20 protein-coding genes are annotated in these 20,851 nt (G+C 56.5%); 10 read left to right on the top strand and 10 right to left on the bottom strand.

Annotation, left to right across the window (positions count from 1 at the left end):
- Positions 1-468: 468 nt before the first annotated feature.
- Entirely contained in the window at positions 469-2,088 is a 1,620-nt protein-coding gene (locus AC2FLD_RS21185; RefSeq protein WP_496673975.1) for a GMC family oxidoreductase, read from the top strand.
- 3 nt (positions 2,089-2,091) lie between these two features.
- Here the strand turns inward: AC2FLD_RS21185 and AC2FLD_RS21180 are convergent, their stop codons facing one another.
- Positions 2,092-2,937: an SDR family oxidoreductase gene (locus AC2FLD_RS21180; RefSeq protein ID WP_496673972.1), complete on the bottom strand. Its 846-nt coding sequence runs from the start codon at positions 2,935-2,937 to the stop codon at positions 2,092-2,094.
- An 88-nt stretch (positions 2,938-3,025) separates the two neighbouring features.
- Here AC2FLD_RS21180 and AC2FLD_RS21175 point away from each other — a divergent pair, with 88 nt between their 5' ends.
- Complete coding sequence (locus AC2FLD_RS21175) at positions 3,026-3,658, top strand: class I SAM-dependent DNA methyltransferase (RefSeq protein WP_496673970.1); 633 nt, start codon at positions 3,026-3,028, stop codon at positions 3,656-3,658.
- A 24-nt stretch (positions 3,659-3,682) separates the two neighbouring features.
- Here AC2FLD_RS21175 and AC2FLD_RS21170 read toward each other — a convergent pair whose 3' ends face one another.
- Together AC2FLD_RS21170 and AC2FLD_RS21165 are read right to left on the bottom strand one after the other, a co-directional pair.
- Positions 3,683-4,672 carry a sterol desaturase family protein gene (locus AC2FLD_RS21170; RefSeq protein ID WP_496673967.1) on the bottom strand — a complete coding sequence of 330 codons (990 nt, stop codon included), beginning with the start codon at positions 4,670-4,672 and terminating at the stop codon, positions 3,683-3,685.
- Between the two features lie 23 nt (positions 4,673-4,695).
- Positions 4,696-5,451 (bottom strand): class II aldolase and adducin N-terminal domain-containing protein, encoded by a 756-nt coding sequence (locus AC2FLD_RS21165; RefSeq protein WP_496673964.1) that lies wholly within the window; start codon positions 5,449-5,451, stop codon positions 4,696-4,698.
- Between the two features lie 114 nt (positions 5,452-5,565).
- On the opposite strand from AC2FLD_RS21165, the gene AC2FLD_RS21160 reads away from it, so the two are divergent.
- From AC2FLD_RS21160 to AC2FLD_RS21140, 5 genes are all read left to right on the top strand, one after another.
- Positions 5,566-6,435, top strand: a complete 870-nt coding sequence (locus AC2FLD_RS21160) for a LysR family transcriptional regulator (RefSeq protein ID WP_496673961.1) — start codon at positions 5,566-5,568, stop codon at positions 6,433-6,435.
- A 159-nt stretch (positions 6,436-6,594) separates the two neighbouring features.
- A complete protein-coding gene (ade, locus tag AC2FLD_RS21155; protein WP_496673958.1) occupies positions 6,595-8,397 on the top strand; it encodes an adenine deaminase in 1,803 nt (600 codons plus the stop codon).
- Positions 8,394-9,857, top strand: coding sequence for an AMP nucleosidase (locus AC2FLD_RS21150; RefSeq protein ID WP_496673955.1), 1,464 nt, complete (start codon positions 8,394-8,396; stop codon positions 9,855-9,857). Before ade ends, AC2FLD_RS21150 begins: the two co-directional genes overlap by 4 nt.
- A 130-nt stretch (positions 9,858-9,987) precedes the next feature.
- On the top strand, positions 9,988-10,275 hold the full coding sequence (locus AC2FLD_RS21145) for an HU family DNA-binding protein (protein ID WP_050605937.1): 288 nt from the start codon (positions 9,988-9,990) through the stop codon (positions 10,273-10,275).
- A 220-nt stretch (positions 10,276-10,495) separates the two neighbouring features.
- Positions 10,496-11,032, top strand: coding sequence for a GNAT family N-acetyltransferase (locus AC2FLD_RS21140; RefSeq protein ID WP_496673952.1), 537 nt, complete (start codon positions 10,496-10,498; stop codon positions 11,030-11,032).
- A 121-nt stretch (positions 11,033-11,153) separates the two neighbouring features.
- On the opposite strand, the gene AC2FLD_RS21135 is transcribed toward AC2FLD_RS21140, so the two are convergent.
- The gene (locus tag AC2FLD_RS21135; protein WP_496673980.1) at positions 11,154-12,350 is read right to left on the bottom strand and encodes a BCCT family transporter; all 1,197 of its coding nucleotides are present in this window, start codon (positions 12,348-12,350) and stop codon (positions 11,154-11,156) included.
- Between the two features lie 182 nt (positions 12,351-12,532).
- Between AC2FLD_RS21135 and AC2FLD_RS21130 the strand changes: the two genes are divergently transcribed.
- The gene (locus tag AC2FLD_RS21130; RefSeq protein ID WP_496673949.1) at positions 12,533-13,420 is read left to right on the top strand and encodes a DMT family transporter; all 888 of its coding nucleotides are present in this window, start codon (positions 12,533-12,535) and stop codon (positions 13,418-13,420) included.
- On the opposite strand, the gene AC2FLD_RS21125 is transcribed toward AC2FLD_RS21130, so the two are convergent.
- Positions 13,396-13,917, bottom strand: a complete 522-nt coding sequence (locus AC2FLD_RS21125; RefSeq protein ID WP_496673946.1) for a glutathione peroxidase — start codon at positions 13,915-13,917, stop codon at positions 13,396-13,398. The genes AC2FLD_RS21130 and AC2FLD_RS21125 overlap by 25 nt on opposite strands.
- Before the next feature lie 146 nt (positions 13,918-14,063).
- Here AC2FLD_RS21125 and msrB point away from each other — a divergent pair, with 146 nt between their 5' ends.
- Positions 14,064-14,510 (top strand): peptide-methionine (R)-S-oxide reductase MsrB, encoded by a 447-nt coding sequence (msrB, locus tag AC2FLD_RS21120; RefSeq protein WP_496673944.1) that lies wholly within the window; start codon positions 14,064-14,066, stop codon positions 14,508-14,510.
- Positions 14,510-15,022 (top strand): peptide-methionine (S)-S-oxide reductase MsrA, encoded by a 513-nt coding sequence (gene msrA, locus AC2FLD_RS21115; protein ID WP_050605932.1) that lies wholly within the window; start codon positions 14,510-14,512, stop codon positions 15,020-15,022. The genes msrB and msrA overlap by 1 nt, the downstream gene beginning before the upstream one ends.
- Before the next feature lie 39 nt (positions 15,023-15,061).
- Here the strand turns inward: msrA and AC2FLD_RS21110 are convergent, their stop codons facing one another.
- The 5 genes from AC2FLD_RS21110 to AC2FLD_RS21090 form a co-directional block, all read right to left on the bottom strand.
- On the bottom strand, positions 15,062-17,065 hold the full coding sequence (locus tag AC2FLD_RS21110; RefSeq protein ID WP_496673941.1) for a hydantoinase/oxoprolinase family protein: 2,004 nt from the start codon (positions 17,063-17,065) through the stop codon (positions 15,062-15,064).
- Positions 17,066-17,137: 72 nt separating this feature from the next.
- Entirely contained in the window at positions 17,138-18,175 is a 1,038-nt protein-coding gene (gene queG / locus AC2FLD_RS21105) for a tRNA epoxyqueuosine(34) reductase QueG (RefSeq protein ID WP_496673939.1), read from the bottom strand.
- Between the two features lie 75 nt (positions 18,176-18,250).
- Positions 18,251-18,916, bottom strand: a complete 666-nt coding sequence (gene fzlA, locus AC2FLD_RS21100) for an FtsZ-binding protein FzlA (protein ID WP_496673937.1) — start codon at positions 18,914-18,916, stop codon at positions 18,251-18,253.
- A gap of 58 nt (positions 18,917-18,974) precedes the next feature.
- Positions 18,975-19,709, bottom strand: a complete 735-nt coding sequence (gene mtgA / locus AC2FLD_RS21095; RefSeq protein ID WP_050605928.1) for a monofunctional biosynthetic peptidoglycan transglycosylase — start codon at positions 19,707-19,709, stop codon at positions 18,975-18,977.
- Positions 19,710-19,748: 39 nt separating this feature from the next.
- Positions 19,749-20,663 carry a Hint domain-containing protein gene (locus AC2FLD_RS21090; RefSeq protein ID WP_496673934.1) on the bottom strand — a complete coding sequence of 305 codons (915 nt, stop codon included), beginning with the start codon at positions 20,661-20,663 and terminating at the stop codon, positions 19,749-19,751.
- Positions 20,664-20,851 lie beyond the last annotated feature (188 nt).

Here is a 20,851-nt window from a genome sequence, read left to right as displayed (position 1 = left end):
GCGTCTAACCGTCTTTCCAGTCCGTCAGGCCGTCTCTCCGACCCGTCAGCACCGCCTCAGCAGCGCCGGTGAAGGGGTATTTACGGATTAGGTCTGGGACCTGCAACCCCCATTTTGAAAAAACTTCACATTTCTCATGGAATTCTTCCGTCAGTTAATAAAAACAACATGTTACGTTAATAAATCAATCTCGCGGGTACGCTTTGAACGTGCCGAACACCTGAGAAACAAGGCGAAACACAATTCAGAGGCGGAATCGCGGCGCTCAGAGGATCATGGCTGCGCCAAAAGCACCAGCGGACCTTCGGTCTGCGCCCGCCGGACTTTAGATTAGAAGCTTGAAAGCATCGGAAACTGACTTGGGGTTACAATTGTTTTTTTACTTAAATACCGCAGTGTTTCCGAAACCGGTACATCAGGACGCCAAAGACCCGCTGGTCACTGCTGAAAGTAGTTGGGAGCACAGAATTGCAATTTGACTATGTCATCGTTGGCGGAGGTTCGGCGGGATCAGTCCTGGCACACCGCCTCAGCGAAGATCCCAGCATACGCGTATGTGTGCTGGAGGCTGGCGGTCATGGCAATGGCATGGTTGTCCGGGTGCCATCTGCCGTTGTTGCGGCTTTGCCAGGGCGACCACGCATTAACAACTGGGCCTTTGAGACCGTCCCGCAGCCGGGCTTGAACGGGCGCAGGGGCTATCAACCGCGCGGCAAGGCCCTGGGCGGTTCAAGCGCAATCAATGCGATGCTTTATGTCCGAGGACAACGACAGGACTTTGATGGTTGGGCAGACCTGGGATGCGATGGGTGGGATTGGACCGGTGTACTGCCCTATTTCAAACGCGCCGAGAACAATGAGCAGGGCGCAGATGACATGCATGGAGATAGCGGACCTCTGCATGTCTCGCACCAAAAGGAACCGCGCCCGATCACCCGCGCCTTTGTTGAAGCCGCTAAGCAATTGCAACACCGCGGCACAGACGACTTCAATTGCGGTGACAATGAAGGAGTTGGCCTTTATCAGGTCACACAGTTCCACGATCCGGCGAAAAATGGTGAGCGTTGCTCTACAGCGGCCGCGTATCTGTTTCCAGCAATGAGCCGCCCCAACCTGACCGTCATCACACACGCCCATGTCAAAGAGCTGGCGTTCGAAGGAAGACGTGCCAGCGGTGTGACCTACCAGACAAAAGGCAAAGGTGCAGACATCACTGTGACAGCTACACGCGAAGTCTTGCTGTGCGCTGGTGCACTGAAGTCACCACAACTACTACAATTATCAGGAATTGGTGCGACAGCTGATCTGAAACCGCATGGAATCACAGTACGTCATGAGTTGCCGGGCGTTGGGCAAAACCTACAAGACCATCTGGACTTCGTTCTAACGTACCGCAGCAAAGACACAAACACATTCGGCATTGGTCCTGTTGGGGCCGCCCGACTGCTTGGACATATTTACAGATGGTGCAGGACAGGTGTTTCCATGGCCGCCACCCCGTTTGCCGAAGGCGCAGCTTTTCTGAAAACCAGCCCTGATCTGAAGCGTCCGGATATTCAGCTGCATTTCACAATCGCAATGGTCGATGATCACGCACGCAAACTGCATTACGGATACGGTTATGGTTGCCATATTTGCAAGTTGCGCCCGGACAGCCGCGGAACAGTTGGGCTACGCAGTGCTGACCCGATGGACACACCCGTCATTGACCCGGCCTTTCTGTCAGACGACAGGGATATTGAGACCATGATCAAAGGTGCGCGGATGACGCAGGATATCCTCGAAGCGCCAGCGTTGGCGAAATACCGGCACAAAGAGATGTTCGGAACAGATACCGCCCGAACCGACGCGGATTGGGAAAAGCACATCCGCGCCCGCGCCGACACTATTTATCACCCGGTCGGCACCTGCAAAATGGGCGTCGATCAGATGGCAGTTGTTGATCCCCAACTGCGTGTGTACGGGTTGGAGGGGCTGCGCATTGTCGATGCGTCAGTCATGCCGACGCTGGTGTCCGGCAACACGAATGCCCCGACCATCATGATCGCTGAAAAAGCGGCGGACATGATCAAGGCAGCCGCGGGCTAGGCGCTATTGGCCTTTCATCAAGGCGTCTAGTCCGGCCCGATAGTCTGAGTAGATCAAAGTCACGCCCAGCTCGTCCTTGATCCGATTGTTCCGCACACGCTTGTTTTCATTATAGAAGCTACGGGCCATTGGCGTCAGGTCCGCTTCATCAAACGACACCGCCGGTGGCAGCGGAAGACCTTGCAATTCAGCTGCGTAACCAATGACGTCCTGCGGCGGGACGGGTTCATCGTCACATACATTGTAGACGCGGCCCGGATTGGGCTTGGTCATCGAGGCTTCTAGGATTTGCGCGATGTCATCCACATGAATGCGCGAAAACACCTGCCCCGGCTTGATAATACGCCGCTGCCCACCGCGTTTAAGCTTGGAAAAGGGACCTCGGCCCGGGCCATAGATACCCGCCAGCCGGAAGATATGAACCGGCAGGTCGGGAATAGACGACCACTGCTGCTCGGCCAGCATGCGCCACTTGCCGCGTTTGGCGGTTGGTGCCGGAGGCGTGTTTTCGTCAACCCATCCGCCCTGATGATCCCCATAGACCGCTGTTGTCGACAAATACCCGACCCACGTGAACTGGGCTGCACGGCGGGCGATTTCATCACCCAACACCGCCAGGACCGGATCACCCTCTGCATTCGGGGCGGTCGAAATCAGCAGATGCGTCACACCATCCAGGTTCGGTTCCTGTCCTGGCCAGATCAACGGTTCTGCACCCGAGTCACGGATGGCTTCCATGCCATCGTTGTCTCGTGTGGTTCCAATAATGCGCCAGCTTTTTGGAGCGACACGTCGGGACAGGGCCTGTGCGGAATAACCATGGCCAAAAGAAAAAAGCGTCTGAGTCATATCCCTTTGATGGGCTTCAGTACACCGGGATGCAAGCGCTGCATGGACGCACTTGAATCGAATCTTTGGATGCGGCTTTCTGTTGGGTATGAGCGACAAAAAACCCGATTTGAATTCGGCCTATGCGCTGAACTCTCCTGATGAACACAAACGCCTCTATGCGGAGTGGGCCGGAGATTATGATGACAGCTTCGCCGCGCGCGAAGATTACCAGCTGCACACTCGTACGGCGCGGGCGTTTGTGGGTGCGGGCGGTCAGGGTCCGGTTCTGGATGTCGGCGCGGGCACAGGTCTTTGCGGCGCGGTGTTGTCTGGACTGGGCGTCGGGCCGACTGATGCGACCGATATCAGCGCGGAAATGCTGGATCAGGCCATGCGCAAGGATATCTACCGCGACGCGATCGAAGCAGACCTGACCCAGGGTATCCCGGTGCCGCGTGAAAGCTATTCCGGCATCGTTTCATCCGGGACCTTCACCCATGGCCATCTCGGCCCCGAGGTCTTTCCCGCACTTTTGCGCGTCGCACGGCCTGGAGCACAGTTCGCCATTTCGATCAATGCCCGTCATTTCGAAAAACTGGGTTTCGCAGACACGCTGCGCCAATTGGAGGAGGTTCAGATTCGCAGTCTGACCCTGTCCGAGGTTCGTATTTATGGTGATCTCGCTGCAGGCCTCAACAAAGATGACACGGCATTCATTGCTTTGTTTGAACGGATTTAACCCAAAGCAACCAATTCGGATCCATCAGGTATACATCTGCTTTTTGTATGCGCGCGTGCGCGTTGTCGCCTCAGCCGACCCATCGTGGTAGGTGCCAAACCACTTGTCGAACGGGATTTCGGAGGTGCCATAGTTGCACTCGAAATACCGATGGTGAAGCTGATGGAAGAAATCCCCGGCCCGCGCGGCCTCGGTTTCTCCTGCCTTCAACTTTTCGAACCCTGAATGTGACAGAACCGGGCTGATCTGCTGGAAGGAACTGTGAAACAACAGATGCAGCGGGTGGGACGGCACGATCAGATGTATGAAATAAGTGGTGAAATACAGCAGGTTTTCATACCAGTGGTTCGAAATAGCAGACCATGGCCCGATATTGACATTGCGGTGATGCACCGCGTGGACGTGTTTGTAGAGCTTTGGGTGATGCTCCAACCGGTGCACCCCATAGAAGTGCAAGCCGGACCACATCGGAATAAACATCATCCATAAGACAAACCAAACCGGAGCCTCGGCCCAGGTGATCGTCGGCGCCCAGCCATTGGCCATCGCCCAGTAGATTATCCATTGATAAATGGTGGCAACTGTCATGGCGCTACCCAGCGTCCACCAGACATTGTCCCAGACCTGATTGCGGAAGGTGAACGTTCCGTTGTTCCGTGTCAGATCCCGGCGGTCGAACTTTTTATACATGCCCTGCCCTTTGCGCATGTAAAGCCACCAATGCAGACCCCCGGCCACCAGGATTTGCGGCACCATATTCAATAGCCAGATCCGAAACATCCAACCGGGCGCAAAGGTTTGCATTGTCTCTAATGCAGGGAAAAAGAGTACATAAGCGGTTATCGCAAGAACCATGCACAGGGTCAGGGATGTGATCTGTAACCACGCGCCGCTGTACCATTTCAGCACGGCCGCGGGGTGCGGTGGCCAGCAGAACAGAGGGTTCAGGCCCACAGGACCTTCGGGGTGATAGTGCCAGCGGGCGGTTTCGGGATCCGGGGCGATATCTGTCATGAGGTTCTCTCTGGGATATTCAGTCAGGTTGCGTAGTCCGAGTCCTCTGCGTCGAGAATCGCCTTGATCTCGCGCAGATGGGCTTCGGCCTGATCGGGGTAATCGTCCAGTTCCTGTGCGGTTTTCTCGGCAATCTCATCCGACAGCACACGCAGGGGCAGGCCCGTTTGCAACGCGCGGATATACGTCTCGGCGGCGCGTTCAAAGTAATACAACCTGTTGAACGTATCTGCAGGGTCGCTGCCTATGATCAAAACGCCATGGTTGCCCATGATCATGACCTTTTTCTTCGGGTCGGTCAGCATTTCGGCACAGCGTTCGCCTTCGCTTTCGAAGGCCAATCCGCCAAACTCTTGGTCAATCACATAGCGATTGTAGAAAGTTGCAGTGTTCTGATCGATCGGTGGCAAGGTGCTATCGGCCAGCGAGGCCAAAACAGTCGCAAAGATCGAATGCACATGCATGACACACCGCGCGTGCGGACAGTGGCGATGGATTGAACCATGCAACCCCCATGCCGTCGGGTCCGGCGCGCCGGGTTGGGACATCACCTCAGGATCATTGGCGTCCAGCAACAGCAAGTCAGATGCGCGGATGCGCGAGAAATGCGTCTGGTTGGGGTTCATCAGGAACTGCGTGCCGTCTTCGTTCACAGCAAGGCTGAAATGATTGGCGACAGCCTCATGCATATTCAGTCGTGCAGTCCAGCGGAACGCGGCAGCCATATCCACGCGCTCGGACCAGTGATCAATATTGGGGCGAAGGTTGGTGACACTCATACGATGGCTCCTCTTGCGGCTGAACGTGAAAAAAGCCTGCATTTGACCTGCCCGTTTGACCAACGAAAAAAACAGCGCTATCCCATTAGCTGAACTTATGCCAAGGTTATGTCGATGCAGAAAAAGCTGCCTCCGCTGGGCTGGCTGCGCACGTTTGAGGCCGCAGCACGGCATCTTTCATTCACCGGCGCCGCGCGGGATCTGAACATGACGCAAAGCGCCGTCAGCCAGCAGATCAAATCGCTGGAAGGCCATCTGGGGCAGCCCTTGTTCCTGCGTCGCCCCAAGGCGTTAGAACTGACCGAGGCCGGAATCACCTATCTGCCGGTGGTCCGAGATGCCTTTCGAACATTGGTGCGCGGCACCCAAGCCGTCACCGGTGCGCAGCAAAATGCGGTTCAGGTACAGTGCAATATCAGTTTTGCCGTCAACTGGCTGGCCCCGCGCCTACCGGCGTTTCAGGCCGAACATCCCGATGTACAACTGAACATCTTCACCGAACTTTGGGAACCACGAGAGATGGCTGAAGGCGCAGCGGTAGAGATTCGCTTCTCGCTGCGCCCATCGGACACCACCCGGACCGAGATTCTGCGCACCGAACACTATTATCCGGTCTGTGCCCCGGGGTATCAGGTAAACTTGGAAGATCTTCAGGAAAAGCCCTTGTTCGATTGTTCCAACCTGCTGTCCAATTGGTCAAGTTGGGCAGAAGAACAGGATCTAACTTGGGGAAATCCGTCGATAACCTATGCGACAACCTATCTGGTTTGCCTATCCGCAGCGATGGCCGGTGGGGGGCTGTGCCTGGCGCATGACGCCATCGCACAGAATCTGATCGAACGAGGTCAGCTGGTGGCGCCATTTGAACATCGTGCCCGGATGCCCGAAGCATATTATCTGCTTCTTTCACCCCAGGCCGAGGACACACCCGGCGCAGTGGCCTTTGCAAATTGGGTTCGGCGCGAGATTGGGTCAGGCACGTAAACGGGCAAGCTCCCACTCATCGTCAAGGCCATTCCGGGCCAATCCGATGGTTGGACCAGGCAGCGCTGGCGCGTACATGCCTGAGTTTGGGTTTGTGATCTGTTAGTGACAGCGTAGAACCGGGGTTGCACCCGCTGGCGCATTCGTGAAAGTTGAGCCATGGAATACACACCTTTCCCAAGTTGGCCCGATGTCGCCCCCAAATTGATAGCAGTTGCAGCCGGACGCGAGTCTGCAGACACGATCATTCAGGGCGGCGTGTGGGTAAACGTACATAGCCGCGAGTTGCTGCCGGATCATTCTGTTGCGATTGCAGAAGGGCGGATTGCATTTGTCGGGCCAGACGCATCGCATTGCATGGGACCAAACACACAGATCATCGACGCCCGTGGGCGTTATATCCTGCCCGGACTATGCGACGCACATATGCATATCGAATCCGGCATGCTCACCCCCGCCGAATTCGCCCGTGCCGTTATCCCTCACGGTACCACGAGCATGTTCACCGACCCGCATGAGATTGCCAATGTGCTTGGTCTTGAAGGCGTGCGCATGATGCATGACGAAGCGATGATGCAGCCGGTCAATATCTTCACCCAAATGCCCTCCTGCGCGCCATCCGCGCCGGGGTTGGAAACGACGGGGTATGAAATCACGCCCGAAGATGTGACTGAAGCGATGAGCTGGCCAGGCGTCATCGGGTTGGGTGAAATGATGAACTTCCACGGCGTGATCCATGGCGATCCCAAAATGCTGGCTGAGATTGCAGCCACGCAAAGGGCGGGCAAAACCGTGGGCGGACATTACGCTTCGCCTGATTTAGGGTCTGATTTTGCAGCTTATGTGGCTGGCGGCCCGGCGGATGATCATGAAGGCACGTGCGAAGCTGACGCGATCGCACGTGTACGGCAGGGAATGCGGTCGATGATGCGCCTGGGCTCGGCCTGGTACGATGTCGAAAGCCAGATCACTGCTGTGACCGAGAAGGGGCTGGACCCGCGCAACTTCATTCTGTGTACCGATGACTGTCACTCGGGAACCTTGGTCAACGAAGGGCATATGAACCGCGTGGTGCGCCACGCGATTGCTTGCGGATGCGACCCGCTGATCGCTCTGCAAATGGCAACGATCAATACAGCCACACATTTCGGGCTGGAACGCGAAATCGGATCGGTCACGCCGGGACGGAGGGCGGATATCGTTCTCAGCTCTGACCTGACCGAGTTGCCGATCGAGATAGTGATTGCCCGTGGGAACGTGGTCGCAGAAAACGGCGTGATCGCTGTAGACTGCCCGCATTTTAACTGGCCCGAAAAAGCTCGCAACACCGTTCACTTGGGGCACGACCTGAGCTCGGCCGATTTTGAGATCAAGGCGCCGAACGGGGCGAACCGGGTGCAGGCCAATGTCATAGGCGTGGTGGAGAACCAGGCCCCGACCAAAGCGCTGAAAGCCGAACTGCCAATCATTGGCGGGCTGGTCGAAGGCGAAGGAGATGTCTGTCAGATCGCTCTGGTCGAGCGGCATCGCGCGACGGGCGGTGTAACGAATGCTTTTGTCTCGGGTTTTGGCTATCAGGGCAAGATGGCCATGGCCTCAACCGTGGCGCATGACAGCCACCATATGATCGTTGTCGGCACGGATCGGGAACAGATGGCGCTGGCCGCCAACCGTCTGGCCGAAGTGGGCGGCGGCATCACCCTCTTCCGTGACGGGCAAGAACTGGCGCTGGTGGAATTGCCGATTGCGGGCCTGATGTCTGACAGCCCCGCCGCGGAGGTAGCAGCCAAGGCCGACAAAATGGTGCAAGCCATGCAAGACTGCGGGTGCAACCTGAACAACGCCTATATGCAGCACTCTTTGCTGGCACTGGTCGTGATCCCCGAGCTCAGGATCTCGGATCTCGGGCTGGTAGACGTGCGAACTTTCGAAAAAATCGATCTTCTGGAACCTTTGGCATGACGACACTCCTGACCCCCGAAACACTAGCGCCAGAGCAATTTACCGATCCGGCAGCCGCCGTCGCCCGGTTGGAAGAACTTTACACGCAAGCCACAGAATTCCTGTGCGACAGCTTTTCAAAAGCGATGCAGGAAGGTGCGCCATCCGCGCGATACAGAGCCTATTACCCTGAAATTCGCATTCGAACCTCGACCTACGCACAGGTCGACAGCCGCCTGAGTTTTGGTCACGTCTCAGAGCCCGGCGTCCATGCCACCACCGTGACACGGCCCGATTTGTTCCGGTCTTACCTGACCCAGCAGATTGCTTTGTTGATCAAGAATCACGGCCAGCCGGTGACAATTGCGGCGTCAGATACGCCTATCCCCGTACATTTCGCCGTGGCGAACAATTCTGATCTGGTTGTGCCACATCAGGGTGCGGCCGCGTTCACCCTGCGCGATGTGTTTGACGTTCCTGATCTGAGCACCACCAACGACGATATCGTCAATGGTGTGCATGATCACGAGGACACTGTTGGGCCCTTGTCCCTGTTTACCGCCCAGCGCGTGGACTATTCGCTGGCCCGCCTGGCGCACTACACGGCGACGGATGCGAGCCACTTCCAGAATCACGTGCTGTTCACGAACTACCAGTTCTATGTCTCGGAGTTCGAAAACTACGCCCGCGAGCAATTGGCAGACCCCGCCAGCGGCTATACCAGCTTTGTCTCAACCGAAAATGCCGAGATCACGGACTCCAAAGCGACGATTGAACAGCCGCTGAAACTGCCGCAGATGCCGACCTATCACCTCAAGCGTAAAGACGGCTCCGGAATTACCCTGGTGAATATCGGTGTTGGCCCGTCCAATGCAAAAACCGCAACAGACCATATCGCGGTGTTGCGCCCACATGCCTGGTTGATGGTTGGCCATTGCGCGGGTTTGCGCAACACGCAGGCTCTGGGGGATTTCGTACTGGCCCATGCCTATCTGCGTGACGACAAGGTTCTGGATGACGATCTGCCGGTCTGGGTTCCGATCCCGCCGCTGGCCGAGATACAGGTAGCACTGGAACGGGCCGTGGCCGAAGTGACCAAGCTGGAAGGTTATGAACTGAAGCGGATCATGCGGACAGGCACCGTAGCCTCGGTCGATAATCGCAACTGGGAATTGCGCGATCAAACAGGCCCGGTCCAGCGCCTCAGCCAATCCCGGGCGATTGCGCTTGATATGGAAAGCGCCACCATCGCCGCAAATGGCTATCGCTTCCGCGTACCCTACGGCACTTTGCTGTGTGTTTCAGACAAACCGCTGCATGGAGAATTGAAGTTGCCGGGTATGGCGTCGTCCTTTTATACCACTCAGGTCAGCCGTCATCTGGCCATCGGCATCAAGGCGATGGAACACTTGCGCGGTATGCCACTAGAGCGGTTACACAGCCGGAAATTGCGTTCGTTTGACGAAACAGCCTTCCTCTGACGCAAAAAAGCAACGTTTTCCCCATATTTTTAGGGGTTTCAGCGCTACTATTCGTTGTGTTCGACCACAATATCCCGTTACAGTTACGCGGTGAGGCCCTATAGATCGGGCACGTTAAGGAGACCAAGAAATGGCAAAGCCTATGACTAAGACTCAGCTGGTTGCTGCTCTCGCTGAGGAAATGGGAACCGACAAGAAGTCGGCGAACGCCGCGCTTGAGGCCGTAACCGGCCTGATCACACGCGAAGTTTCTGCCGGTGGCGCAGTCACCCTGCCCGGTGTCGGCAAAATCTACTGCCGCGAGCGCCCCGAGCGTCAAGTCCGCAACCCGGCCACTGGTGAGACCTTCACCAAAGAAGCCGACAAGGTTGTGAAAATGACCATCGCGAAAGCGTTGAAGGACAGCGTGAACGGCTAAGTTCCGTCTTTTCGACATGATCAAGGGCCGCCGTTCGGGGGCCCTTTTTCTTTATTCGCCAAATCAATCCAGCTAAATCACTCAGAAACGCAGGCGGAAGTGTCACTGCTTGCGCAACATATATACTATCATCGGATTGCCTTGTCTGGCACGATCACGGAATCATGTGCTTTTGAGGGGCTGACTCACTTTTTGTTTTCAAAACGGGAAGGAACAAATTTTGGCCTCCGCTTACACGTTTGAAACCAAAAGACTACGTGTTCAAGCTTGGAGTCCATCATCGTTGCCTTCAATCGGCACGCTTGAGTTTCGCGAGGAATTTTCGCCGCTACTTTCACCAGCAGTTCTAAAACACCTGCCCAATGCCTTGCAGCTCTCGGATTCTGAAAACGCGATTGAGCGCTGGCTGGAAGAAAGGGTGGTGGAATCTGATCTACTAACCGTCCGCGACAGCAAAGGAATACTGATCGGCCTTCTGATCCTGGCCCAACTTCCAGAGCAGGAGACTTTGGTAACGGTGCATGTCGGATATCTTTTTTCCGAAGCCGCTTGGGGACGGGGATACGCGACGGAACTGATTGCCGGTTTGATCGATTGGTACCGTGACACGCGGACCTCTGTCCTGATTATCGGCGGGGTCGAAAAAGGGAATGCAGCATCGGCCAGAGTGCTGCAAAAGAACGGCTTTGAAAGGATGAAAGACTGTTCCGATCCGGAAACTGACATGTTCAGCAAACGCATAACAGAACATTCCTAGCACTCATTCTTCTGCGACAAGCAAGGTTCCAAAGGCAAACCCGAAAGGCCGAGTCGGAAGGCATCCTTGTCACAAAACGGGCACCAGCATGGGCGCCCGTTTACTTTATTCAACGGTCAAATCAGTGAACCGTTTCGATCTTATGGAAATCCATATCCTGACCTTCAGGCATGGAGTCGATGCTCAGCACCTCATTGCGTTTGGTGATCAGGATATAGACCACGCAGGCCAGATAAAGCCCGACAACAATGGCCCCGATCCACTGGATCTGCAGCCACTGGCTTTGGAACAGCAGCGTCAGCATGAACAACATTGCAACATTGCCCGCCACGTACACCGCCTTACCAAACCGTTCGACCGTCAGGTTCAGGTTGTCAGTGTACAGACGGATCAGCGAGTCCAACGAGTTGATCACAAAAGTCACGCCCACGATTACCATGGCAATGTTGGTAATACCTGCGGTGCTGATGCCGTTCAGATGGTAATAATAAAGAACGGTGAACCAGATCCCCAGCGGGATCGACGGGAAGATCAGCAGCGCGGCCAGCAACTGCCACGTGGTCAAACCGCCTACGAAGCGCGAGGTGAATTGGCCGATCATGATCGACCAAGCAAACCACCAGAACAGGTAGAATGCGTGATAGTCGGTCAGCGGCAGGACAAATTTGTGCAGGTTGGCGAAATAGGCCCCGATATTGCTGCCGGTTTCCACAAAGCCAGTCACGCCCATGCCTGCAGCGGCCCACATGCCCAGGATCAATGCCAGGAACAGGAACGTCGATCCAACCGACAGGATGCGCACGTACTTCAAGTCAGTGGATGAGTAGGCTGCTGCCAGAATGACAACGAAAACAATGATGTAGAAGGTGGTTACAACGGACTCCCCGTCTCCGACCTCAGGCAGGTAACCGGGCAGGTAGATCAGGAACAGGCTGGCGGTGAAGGCGCAGGTGCCGATGATGACCACGTTGTTGATCAGCTTGACCAGCGGGATTTCAAAGAACTTCACGCGCGGTTCGATGACGCAGAAATAGAAGGCTGTCAGGAAGTAGAATGCCCAGATCAGGAAACCCCAGAACCCGAATTCGATCGCCAGCGGGTTGGCAAAGGCATAGGCCGGATCCTCGGTATAGCCGCCGAATTCAGTCAGTGGGAACATGATCAAGCCAACATCCAGACCGGATGTGAACAGGATCGCGATGAACGTGAATAGATGAACCGGTGTCACGCCAACACAGCGCAAGTTCCACCATTTCACGACGAAGAAAGCGACCAGGCCTAATGCCAGCAGGACGCCAAAAGATAGAATGTACTCCAGAAGCACCGACAAACCTCCCTTGTTTGGTCAGATCGAAGAGCGGATAACTTTTATTGGTCAGTCAATCAATAAAAACATACCGACGCCTTTCCTTGCATCACGGATGTTTCTTTTTTGACGCGCGGCGCTTGCGACCCATCGGAAAATCGGGAACAGTCCGCGCAAACTGACAGGGGGTCTTCATGGATCTGCGCGCAATAGCCATGGGGCTGACATTTGCCCTGATCTGGTCCTCTGCCTTTACATCGGCGCGGATCATCGTGGCAGATGCCTCTCCTTTGTTTTCGCTGGCCTTGCGGTTTCTGATCTCCGGTGTTCTGGGGGTCATGATTGCCCGCGCGATGGGGCAAAGTTGGAACCTGACCCGAAATCAATGGCGTGCCACGATCCTGTTCGGAATCTGCCAAAATGCCCTGTATTTGGGCCTGAACTTCTACGCGATGCAAACGGTCGAAGCCTCGGTCGCGTCCATTATCGCATCCACTATGCCCTTGTTGGTGGCACTGGCAGGTTGGCTGATGTTCGGGGATAAGCTGCGCCCGCTTGGTGTATTGGGTCTGTTCGCCGGTTTCGCCGGAGTCGCCCTTATTATGAGCAGCCGGATCAGCGCGGGCGTCGATATGTTCGGGGTTGCACTATGCGGTGCGGGGGCGCTTGCTTTGACTTTTGCTACGCTTGCGGTTCGCGGTGCGACGTCTGGCGGTAACTTCATGATGGTCGTTGGCTTGCAGATGCTGGTAGGCTCAGTCGCGCTGTTCCTGGCCGCTCCGATCTTTGAGACCATCTACATTCACCCGACACTTCCGCTGGCGCTGGCGTTCATCTACACAACCCTTTTCCCCGGATTGCTGGCCACATTGATCTGGTTCCTACTATTGGATCGGATCGGAGCCATTCGGGCCGCCACTTTCCACTTTTTGAACCCTGTATTCGGGGTCACGATCGCGGCGATCCTGCTGGGCGAAAAGCTGGGTGCGATGGACGCGGTCGGCGTTGCCGTCACGACCCTTGGCATTCTTGCGGTTCAGATTTCACGACAGGGCGCTCAGGGCAGCAAGGCCTCGACCTGAGACAACAGTTTACGGGAATCGGGTTTGGCGTTCGACCCATAGGTCGCAACCACTTCCCCTTCAGAATCGATCAGGATCTTGTTGAAGTTCCATTTGGGCGTGAAACCGGTCCGGGCGGCAACGGCTTTGTAGAACGGATGGGCGTCTGCGCCTTTCACCGGAGTGATGTCCGTCATCGGCAGGGTCAGCCCATAGTTCATCTCACAAAACTGTTTAACCTCATCTGCCGATTCCAGCTCCTGATTGAATGAATCCGACGGCACCGCAAGAACGACCAGACCTTTGCCGGAATAGGTCTCATGCACCTTTTGCAGAGCCGCGTATTGTCCCGTGAATCCACAATGCGACGCGGTGTTGACCACCAGTACAGGCTGGCCGTGCCAATCTTCGATGGCCAATGTGCCTCCGTCGATCGAGTTGAACTCGCCGGTCAGCGGCGCGGCTTGAACGGCACGACCCAATAAAACCAAGGCAGTCAAAAACAGCAATCTGATCATGTCTTGTTCTCCCTTTAAGTCTGATACGCGGATCGGCACTCATCAGATCACTTGCACGAGTGCGAGAGCGGTTTGAAATATCACTTTGCATTCCACTCTTAAGCCCCCAGATAATGGCGCAAACAAAAAATTCAGCCGGAGGATTCATGACACGCTTTACCAAAGACCCCACGGCCATCGCTGCGCTTTCGCCCGAAGAGTTTCACGTCACGCAACGCAATGGTACCGAACGTCCGGGCACCGGGAAATATCTGAATAACAAGGAACCAGGCATCTACGTGGACATCGTATCAGGTGAGCCGCTTTTTGCCTCGGCCCACAAGTACGAGTCCGGTTGCGGCTGGCCCAGTTTCACCAAACCGATCATCCATGAGCATGTGGAAGAGTTTCGTGATACAACGCATGGTATGATCCGGACCGAGGTTCGCTCGAAACACGGCGACAGCCATCTGGGACATGTCTTCCCCGACGGCCCACGTGAACATGGCGGACTGCGCTACTGCATCAACTCAGCCTCGCTCAGATTCATCCATCGAGACGAGATGGAAGCAGAAGGCTATGGCGAATATTTGATTCATGTGGAGGACATCTGATGACCGAACAACGCGCTGTACTGGCCGGAGGCTGCTTTTGGGGGATGCAGGACCTGATCCGCAAACTACCAGGCGTTTCACGCACCCGTGTCGGCTACACCGGTGGCGATGTGCCCAACGCGACCTATCGCAACCACGGCACCCACGCCGAAGGGATTGAGATTTGGTTCGATCCGTCGCAAACCAGCTATCGCGACCTGCTGGAGTTCTTCTTCCAGATCCATGACCCAACAACAGTGAACCGTCAGGGCAATGACCGCGGCATGAGTTATCGATCCGCGATCTATTACGTGGACGACACGCAAAAACAGGTCGCTGTCGATACCATTGCCGATGTGAACGCCAGCGGATTGTGGCCCGGCAAAGTCGTAACCGAAGTCGAACCCGTCGGAGACTTCTGGGAGGCAGAGCCAGAGCATCAGGATTATCTGGAGCGCATCCCGAACGGCTATACCTGCCATTTCCCGCGTCAAGATTGGGTCCTGCCCAAGCGTGCCAGCGCTGCAGAGTAATGCACCACCTACCCGGCCCCTCTGAACATTTCAGAGGGGCTAGCCTGCCGCCACCCGCGGTCGCCCACTTGCCTCGACCGTAATCATGGCCTCGACAAAAACATCCTTGGCCTCGACCCGCGCCGTTTTGATATCACGCTCAACGATCACCCGGATATCTTCCGCGCCAGCTTCTCTTACCGCGCCCTCAGCCTCGGATCTGAGAACACGCTCCAACAAATCCAGGGCCTCCTCAGACGCCGCGAAATCCTGCGGTCCGTCCCCCAGATGCACACGATACCGACCCTCAGACGGAGATGTGACAGTCCCCGAACGCCGCATGGTCAGCCGGCCAACAACAGCTCCGATTGCATTGGCCACACCCGCGTGTTCCGGCAGGATCATGCGACAATGCAAGCGCTCACCAACTGCAGGGTAATAGCTGGGGGCTGACGCCCCAAGACCGACTACATCTACATTCAAAGCAGCACTCAGCGACAGCAAACCACGATGCTGAGCCAGTCCGCGTTGGGTCAGCACATGGCGCGCCAAGTCATGTGGCGGCAGGCCAAACCCGTCCTGCTCTTCGTCAAAAGCAGCCTCTAACAAGGTCAAACTGGTCTGTTCCGTCAATTGATCCACGATCATCTGCGCCAATGCTTCAGGCGAATTTGCCAGCATGTCCCCGGAGCCGACCCGTTTACGCGCCACCAGTTCCAAGGCCTTGCGCGCCGCCTCGACGTCCCAAGCATCGACCCGCCCTAACACATGACTCGCATCCGATGGCGTCACGCCCGAGACCTGAACGATCCCGCGATCGACCAAGCGGTTCAGTGCGCCATTCTCCATCCGAGACCGCAACAATGCGCCAAGAGGCAGAACCTGATCGCCCAGACGCTCCAACAGAATCTCTTCCCGTGCGCCGATACCATCGGCATGGATGCCGGGGACTTGGCGCACAAATCGGGTGTCATGCTCGCCCACTGTTGTGGCCCGCAATTGTTCGTCCAGAATGGCGTGAACAACCTCAGGGGCTTCTGCTGCGATCAAAGACACGGGCAGAACACGCCGTGGCCCCAGAAACACACCGCCCTGCAACCCCTCAGCCACCACATGAACCTGGCTGTCGCCGCCCAGACCATGGGTGCGCATCGCCACAGCCTCGACCATGGTTCGAAACCCACCAACCTGCGCACCGGCCGGATCAATTGCAGGCTTGCCATCCCGGATCAGCGCCACATCGGTTGTGGTTCCCCCAATGTCGGACACCAGCGCATTGTCGGCCCCGGTCAGCCACCGCGCGCCCACAATCGAGGCCGCCGGTCCACTGAGAATCGTCTCAATCGGACGTTCTCGCGCCTGCTCGGCGCTCATCAATGCGCCATCGCCGCGCACCACCATCATCGGGGCCGAGATCCCCAAGGCACGCAATTGATCTTGCGCCCGACCGATCAGACGGTCGATCATGCCGATCAGCCGCGCATTCAGAACAGCCGTCACAGCGCGTTTCGGACCGTTCAACTTGGCCGACAGGTGGTGCGAGCATGTCACCGGCGCGCCGGTCTTTTCCGATACGATCCGCGCCGCCTCCAGCTCATGCGTCGGATTACGGGTTGCGAACTGAGCCGCAATAGCAAAGCCCGAAATCCCTTTATGAGTGTCTAAAAACGCCTCCAGAACGGCGGCATCCAGTGGCGCGGCCTCGCCTCCGGAATGTGTGTGACCACCCGCAATCACAAGGGCCGGGTCGTCCTTTAGTGCGTCCTTCAAGCCATGCTTTTGCAGATCGCTGTCCTTGAACCCGATATAGATCAGAGCCACGCGCCCACCCTGCCCCTCGACCAGGGCATTTGTGGCCAGTGTAGTGGACAATGACGCCATAGCGATCTGATCCGGTGCAACCTGCGCCTCTTCCAGCACAGACGAAATCGCATTGCCTACGCCAATTGCCAAATCCGCGCGTGTGGTCAGAGACTTGGCCGAAGCAATCACCTCTTTCTCATCCCGGATCAACACCGCGTCGGTATAGGTCCCGCCTGTATCCACCCCCAAAGACAGCGTCATCGGGTCCTCCTTACTGTTCGCTGCGAATGGGTGTAGCGGTTATGCGCGACGCGTCCAGCCTGTTTGCGGCATTTATGACAGCTGTTCCACCGCCCAGCGCGCCGCATCGGCCACGGTAGGGTCCGGGTCTTCCGTCAGCGCCTGAGCGACAGACCTCAAACCCGGCTGCCCCGAGTTTCCAATGGCATAAAGCACATTCCGCACGAATCGATCACGTCCGATGCGTTTGATGGGGGAACCTGAAAACTTCGCGCGAAAACACGCATCATCCAGCGCGGCCAATTCGGCCAGGGCAGGCGCTTTCAGATCGTCCCGGGCGGCATAACGTATGTCACTTGCGGCAACGGCAAACTTGTTCCAGGGACAAGCCGCCAAGCAATCATCGCAACCATAGATCCGGTTGCCCAACTTCTCACGCAGCTCAGTCTCCACCGGACCTTTATGTTCAATGGTCAGATACGATATGCACCGCCGCGCATCCAACTGATACGGGGCTGGAAATGCATCGGTCGGGCAGCTGTCCAAGCAAGCGCGACACGAGCCACAGTGGTCTACTTCCGGTTCGTCCGACGGTAGCTCAATTGTTGTAAAAACAGAGCCTATAAAAGCCCAATTTCCCCATTCACGACTCACAAGATTGGTGTGTTTACCCTGCCATCCAAGACCTGCCGCGTGCCCCAAAGCCTTTTCCGGGACCGGCGCGGTGTCGACAAAAACCTTCACCTCACCCCCGGATTCAGAAATCAGCCACCGCGCCAATCGCTTGAGCCGTTTCTTGACCAGATCATGGTAATCCTTGTTTTGCGCATAAACCGAAATCGCACCCCGGTCCGGGTGATTCAGAACCCCTGTCGGATCATGCTCTGGCGTGTAACTTTCGGCCAACATGATCACTGACCGCGCCTCGGGCCATAGGGCAGCCGGATCAGCGCGCCAATGCACGCGCTCGGCCATCCACCCCATCTGCCCATGATATCCAGCATCCAAAAACGCCCCCAGGCGCTCGGGCACTTGTGGAACATCCCACGGACGACACACACGACAGGCCACAAACCCCTCTGCCAGAGCTTGTAGCACCAACTTTTCCTTAAGATCCGGTCCGCTCTTCATCTGGCCAAAAGTATCCTCGGGGGGAATCGCGCACCGGCGCGATGGGGGGCAGAAAGCCCCCCCAGTTGCACCCTATCAGAAATCCAGATCGGCGTAATGAGCCGGTGGTCGAAACCCTGGCACCTGATCCGCTAGAATCGACCGAAACGCCGGGCGCGATTTGATTTTCGCGTACCAGTCCTTGACCACGTGACTGCGATTCCAATCCACATCCGAAATATAATCTAGCGCCGACAAATGCGCCGCAGCCGCGAAATCAGCCAATGTCATCTGATCCCCGGCCAGCCAACGGCGGTGATCCAGCAGCCACGCCATGTAATCCAGATGATACTTGATCGCCTTGGCACCCTGTTTGACATTCTTGCTGTCCGGGTATCCTTGTCCCATCACCTTCTTGTTCACCCGCTCATACAGCAGCTTCGATGTCACCTCGTGATGGAACTTGTCATCAAACCAGCCCACAAGCCGCCGGACTTCAAAGCGGGCTTCGGGGTTTTTCGGCATCAAAGGCGGTTCAGGACGGGTTTCCTCGATGTACTCGCAGATTGCTGCGCTTTCCGACATGATTTGCCCATCCAGACGCAGCACCGGCACTTTACCCGCCGGGTTGCGGCGCAGAAAGTCCGGATCCTGTTCCCAGTATCGCTCCTCGACCAATTCAACCTCGATCTTCTTCTCTCCCAGAGACAAACGGACCTTGCGGCAATACGGTGAGAGGGGAACGTGAAACAGACGCGCCATGGGCTTCCAATCGAACCAGTGAGTACCCGACTGATTTAGCCCTTGAGGGCGACGGGTTTCAATCCTCGAAACAATTTGCGCGACCATCTGCGCGGATGGTGGCCGCCCCATCCAGAATCGCAGCCGCACGCCTGCGCGTGCGCACGCTTGGATCCGTGACCGAACGATTGCGCGGGGATGGCAGAATGGCAGCAATCCGCGCCGCCTGAACCGAGGTCAACTGCGCAGCACTTCTGTTGAAGTAACGCTGCGCTGCAGCCTCGACGCCAAACACGCCATTCCCGGTTTCTGCAACGTTCAGATAGACCTCAAGAATGCGCTGCTTGCTCCAGAAAATCTCAACCACCGGGGTGATCGAGGTTTCCATCGCTTTTCTGACCCAACTGCGCCCCTGCCATAGGAACACGTTTTTCACCACCTGTTGCGTGATGGTCGATGCACCACGATTGCCGCCACCCTCAAGCGCGTCACGGATGGCCTCGACATCGAAGCCCCAGTGCAGACAGAAATTCGCATCTTCCGCAGCAACCACTGATCGCGCCATAATTGGAGAGATGTCTTCAATCTGGACCCACTCGCGTTCAACCTTGCCCAACCGCCGCCATTCCGACCAGATCGTGTGGGTTACCGGGGGGTTCACAACTGAGTAGAGCAAGACCAGCGCCAGAACGACCCCCACAACCGCAAGAACGGCGAGTGTCATCCAACGGCGAATCTGCTGCGCCACTGGTGTTTTCTTCCTGGATGCCTTTTTTTTCTTACCGCCTGATGTGCGGGCTGCTTTCTTCGCCATGTTTCAGCTATACGACGCGTCGTCAGGGTTTGAAACGGCCTAAATTGCGAAGGCGCGTGCCTCGCGCGGATGAATTACCGGACGCGCGGTTTCCAGCGACATCGGGTCCGTCCCGGCCAGTTCGGGAAACAGATGCAGCACTTCGCTTTGCGTTTCACGATCCGAGGCCGACAACGCATGCCCAGGATAGTAGCTTTCGCTTTTCGCTCCGTTGGCGAAGACGATCTCATGTTGCTTGAACAAGAGGTGGAAATACTCGATTTCACCGCCTTCGACCCGTGTTACCGTGTCGCCATTGACAAGGGTGTGTGCCGGAACCAGCGCTTCGGCATGGCCGAACAGGTATGACGCCTGCCAGTCTTCAACCAGCATCCGATGCTGAGGTGATACCAGCAAAGGGCGATCCAGACCAAACACACCGGCGTCCAACCGGATTGGGGCCAGTTTACCTTCCGCAGCAACCACTGAGCGTCCGACCCAGATCAAAGGCTGCGGCCCGTGATCCACCGTTATGACCATGTCGCCAGCTTTCAGATCTTCCACCGCGCATTCGCCTTCGGGGGTCGCGATCATAGTTCCAGATGTGAAACACGGAGGGCCAAGGCTTCCGACCGGCAGCGGGCCTTGTGTGTTAACAAACGTGGTTGATACGAGTGTTCCTGGCTGCAACACCTGCCCGTCCGTCGGGGTGAAAACCCGAGATCCGTCAGCCAGATAAAATGTTGTTCCTACATAGGTAACATTCCCAACGCCTGACACGTTGACTGTTACAGTGTCTCCGGGCCAGGAATTCGTGACATCCTGGCCGTTGACCGTATCTCCACTGGGCGCGTCAATTTCGCCGTCATCATTTACATCTGTCAGATCCAGACTGGTGACCGTGATCGCAGTCCCCGCCGGAGGAGGATTCGCAGGATCGAAGGTATAAAACTGATCGCGATACGTTGTTGGCATCAAACTGTCCCCATTTTCACACCATACAGCCGCTTCAACGGTCGATGGCTTTCGTTGGAACGTGGAGGGAGATTGGCGAAATTCACGTGTTCAGGCAAGAATCGCGCAAAAACAGCGTAAACAAACCAAGCCCCGCGTGGTGGAAATGACACGCGGGGCTAGTTTTTCGTGCGTTTCAGCCTGCGAAG

The sequence above is a fragment of the Ruegeria sp. CDSA021 genome, from assembly GCF_059612325.1.
The sequence above is the reverse complement of the archived record's forward strand: the minus strand, read 5'-3'. Positions and strand labels throughout refer to the sequence as shown.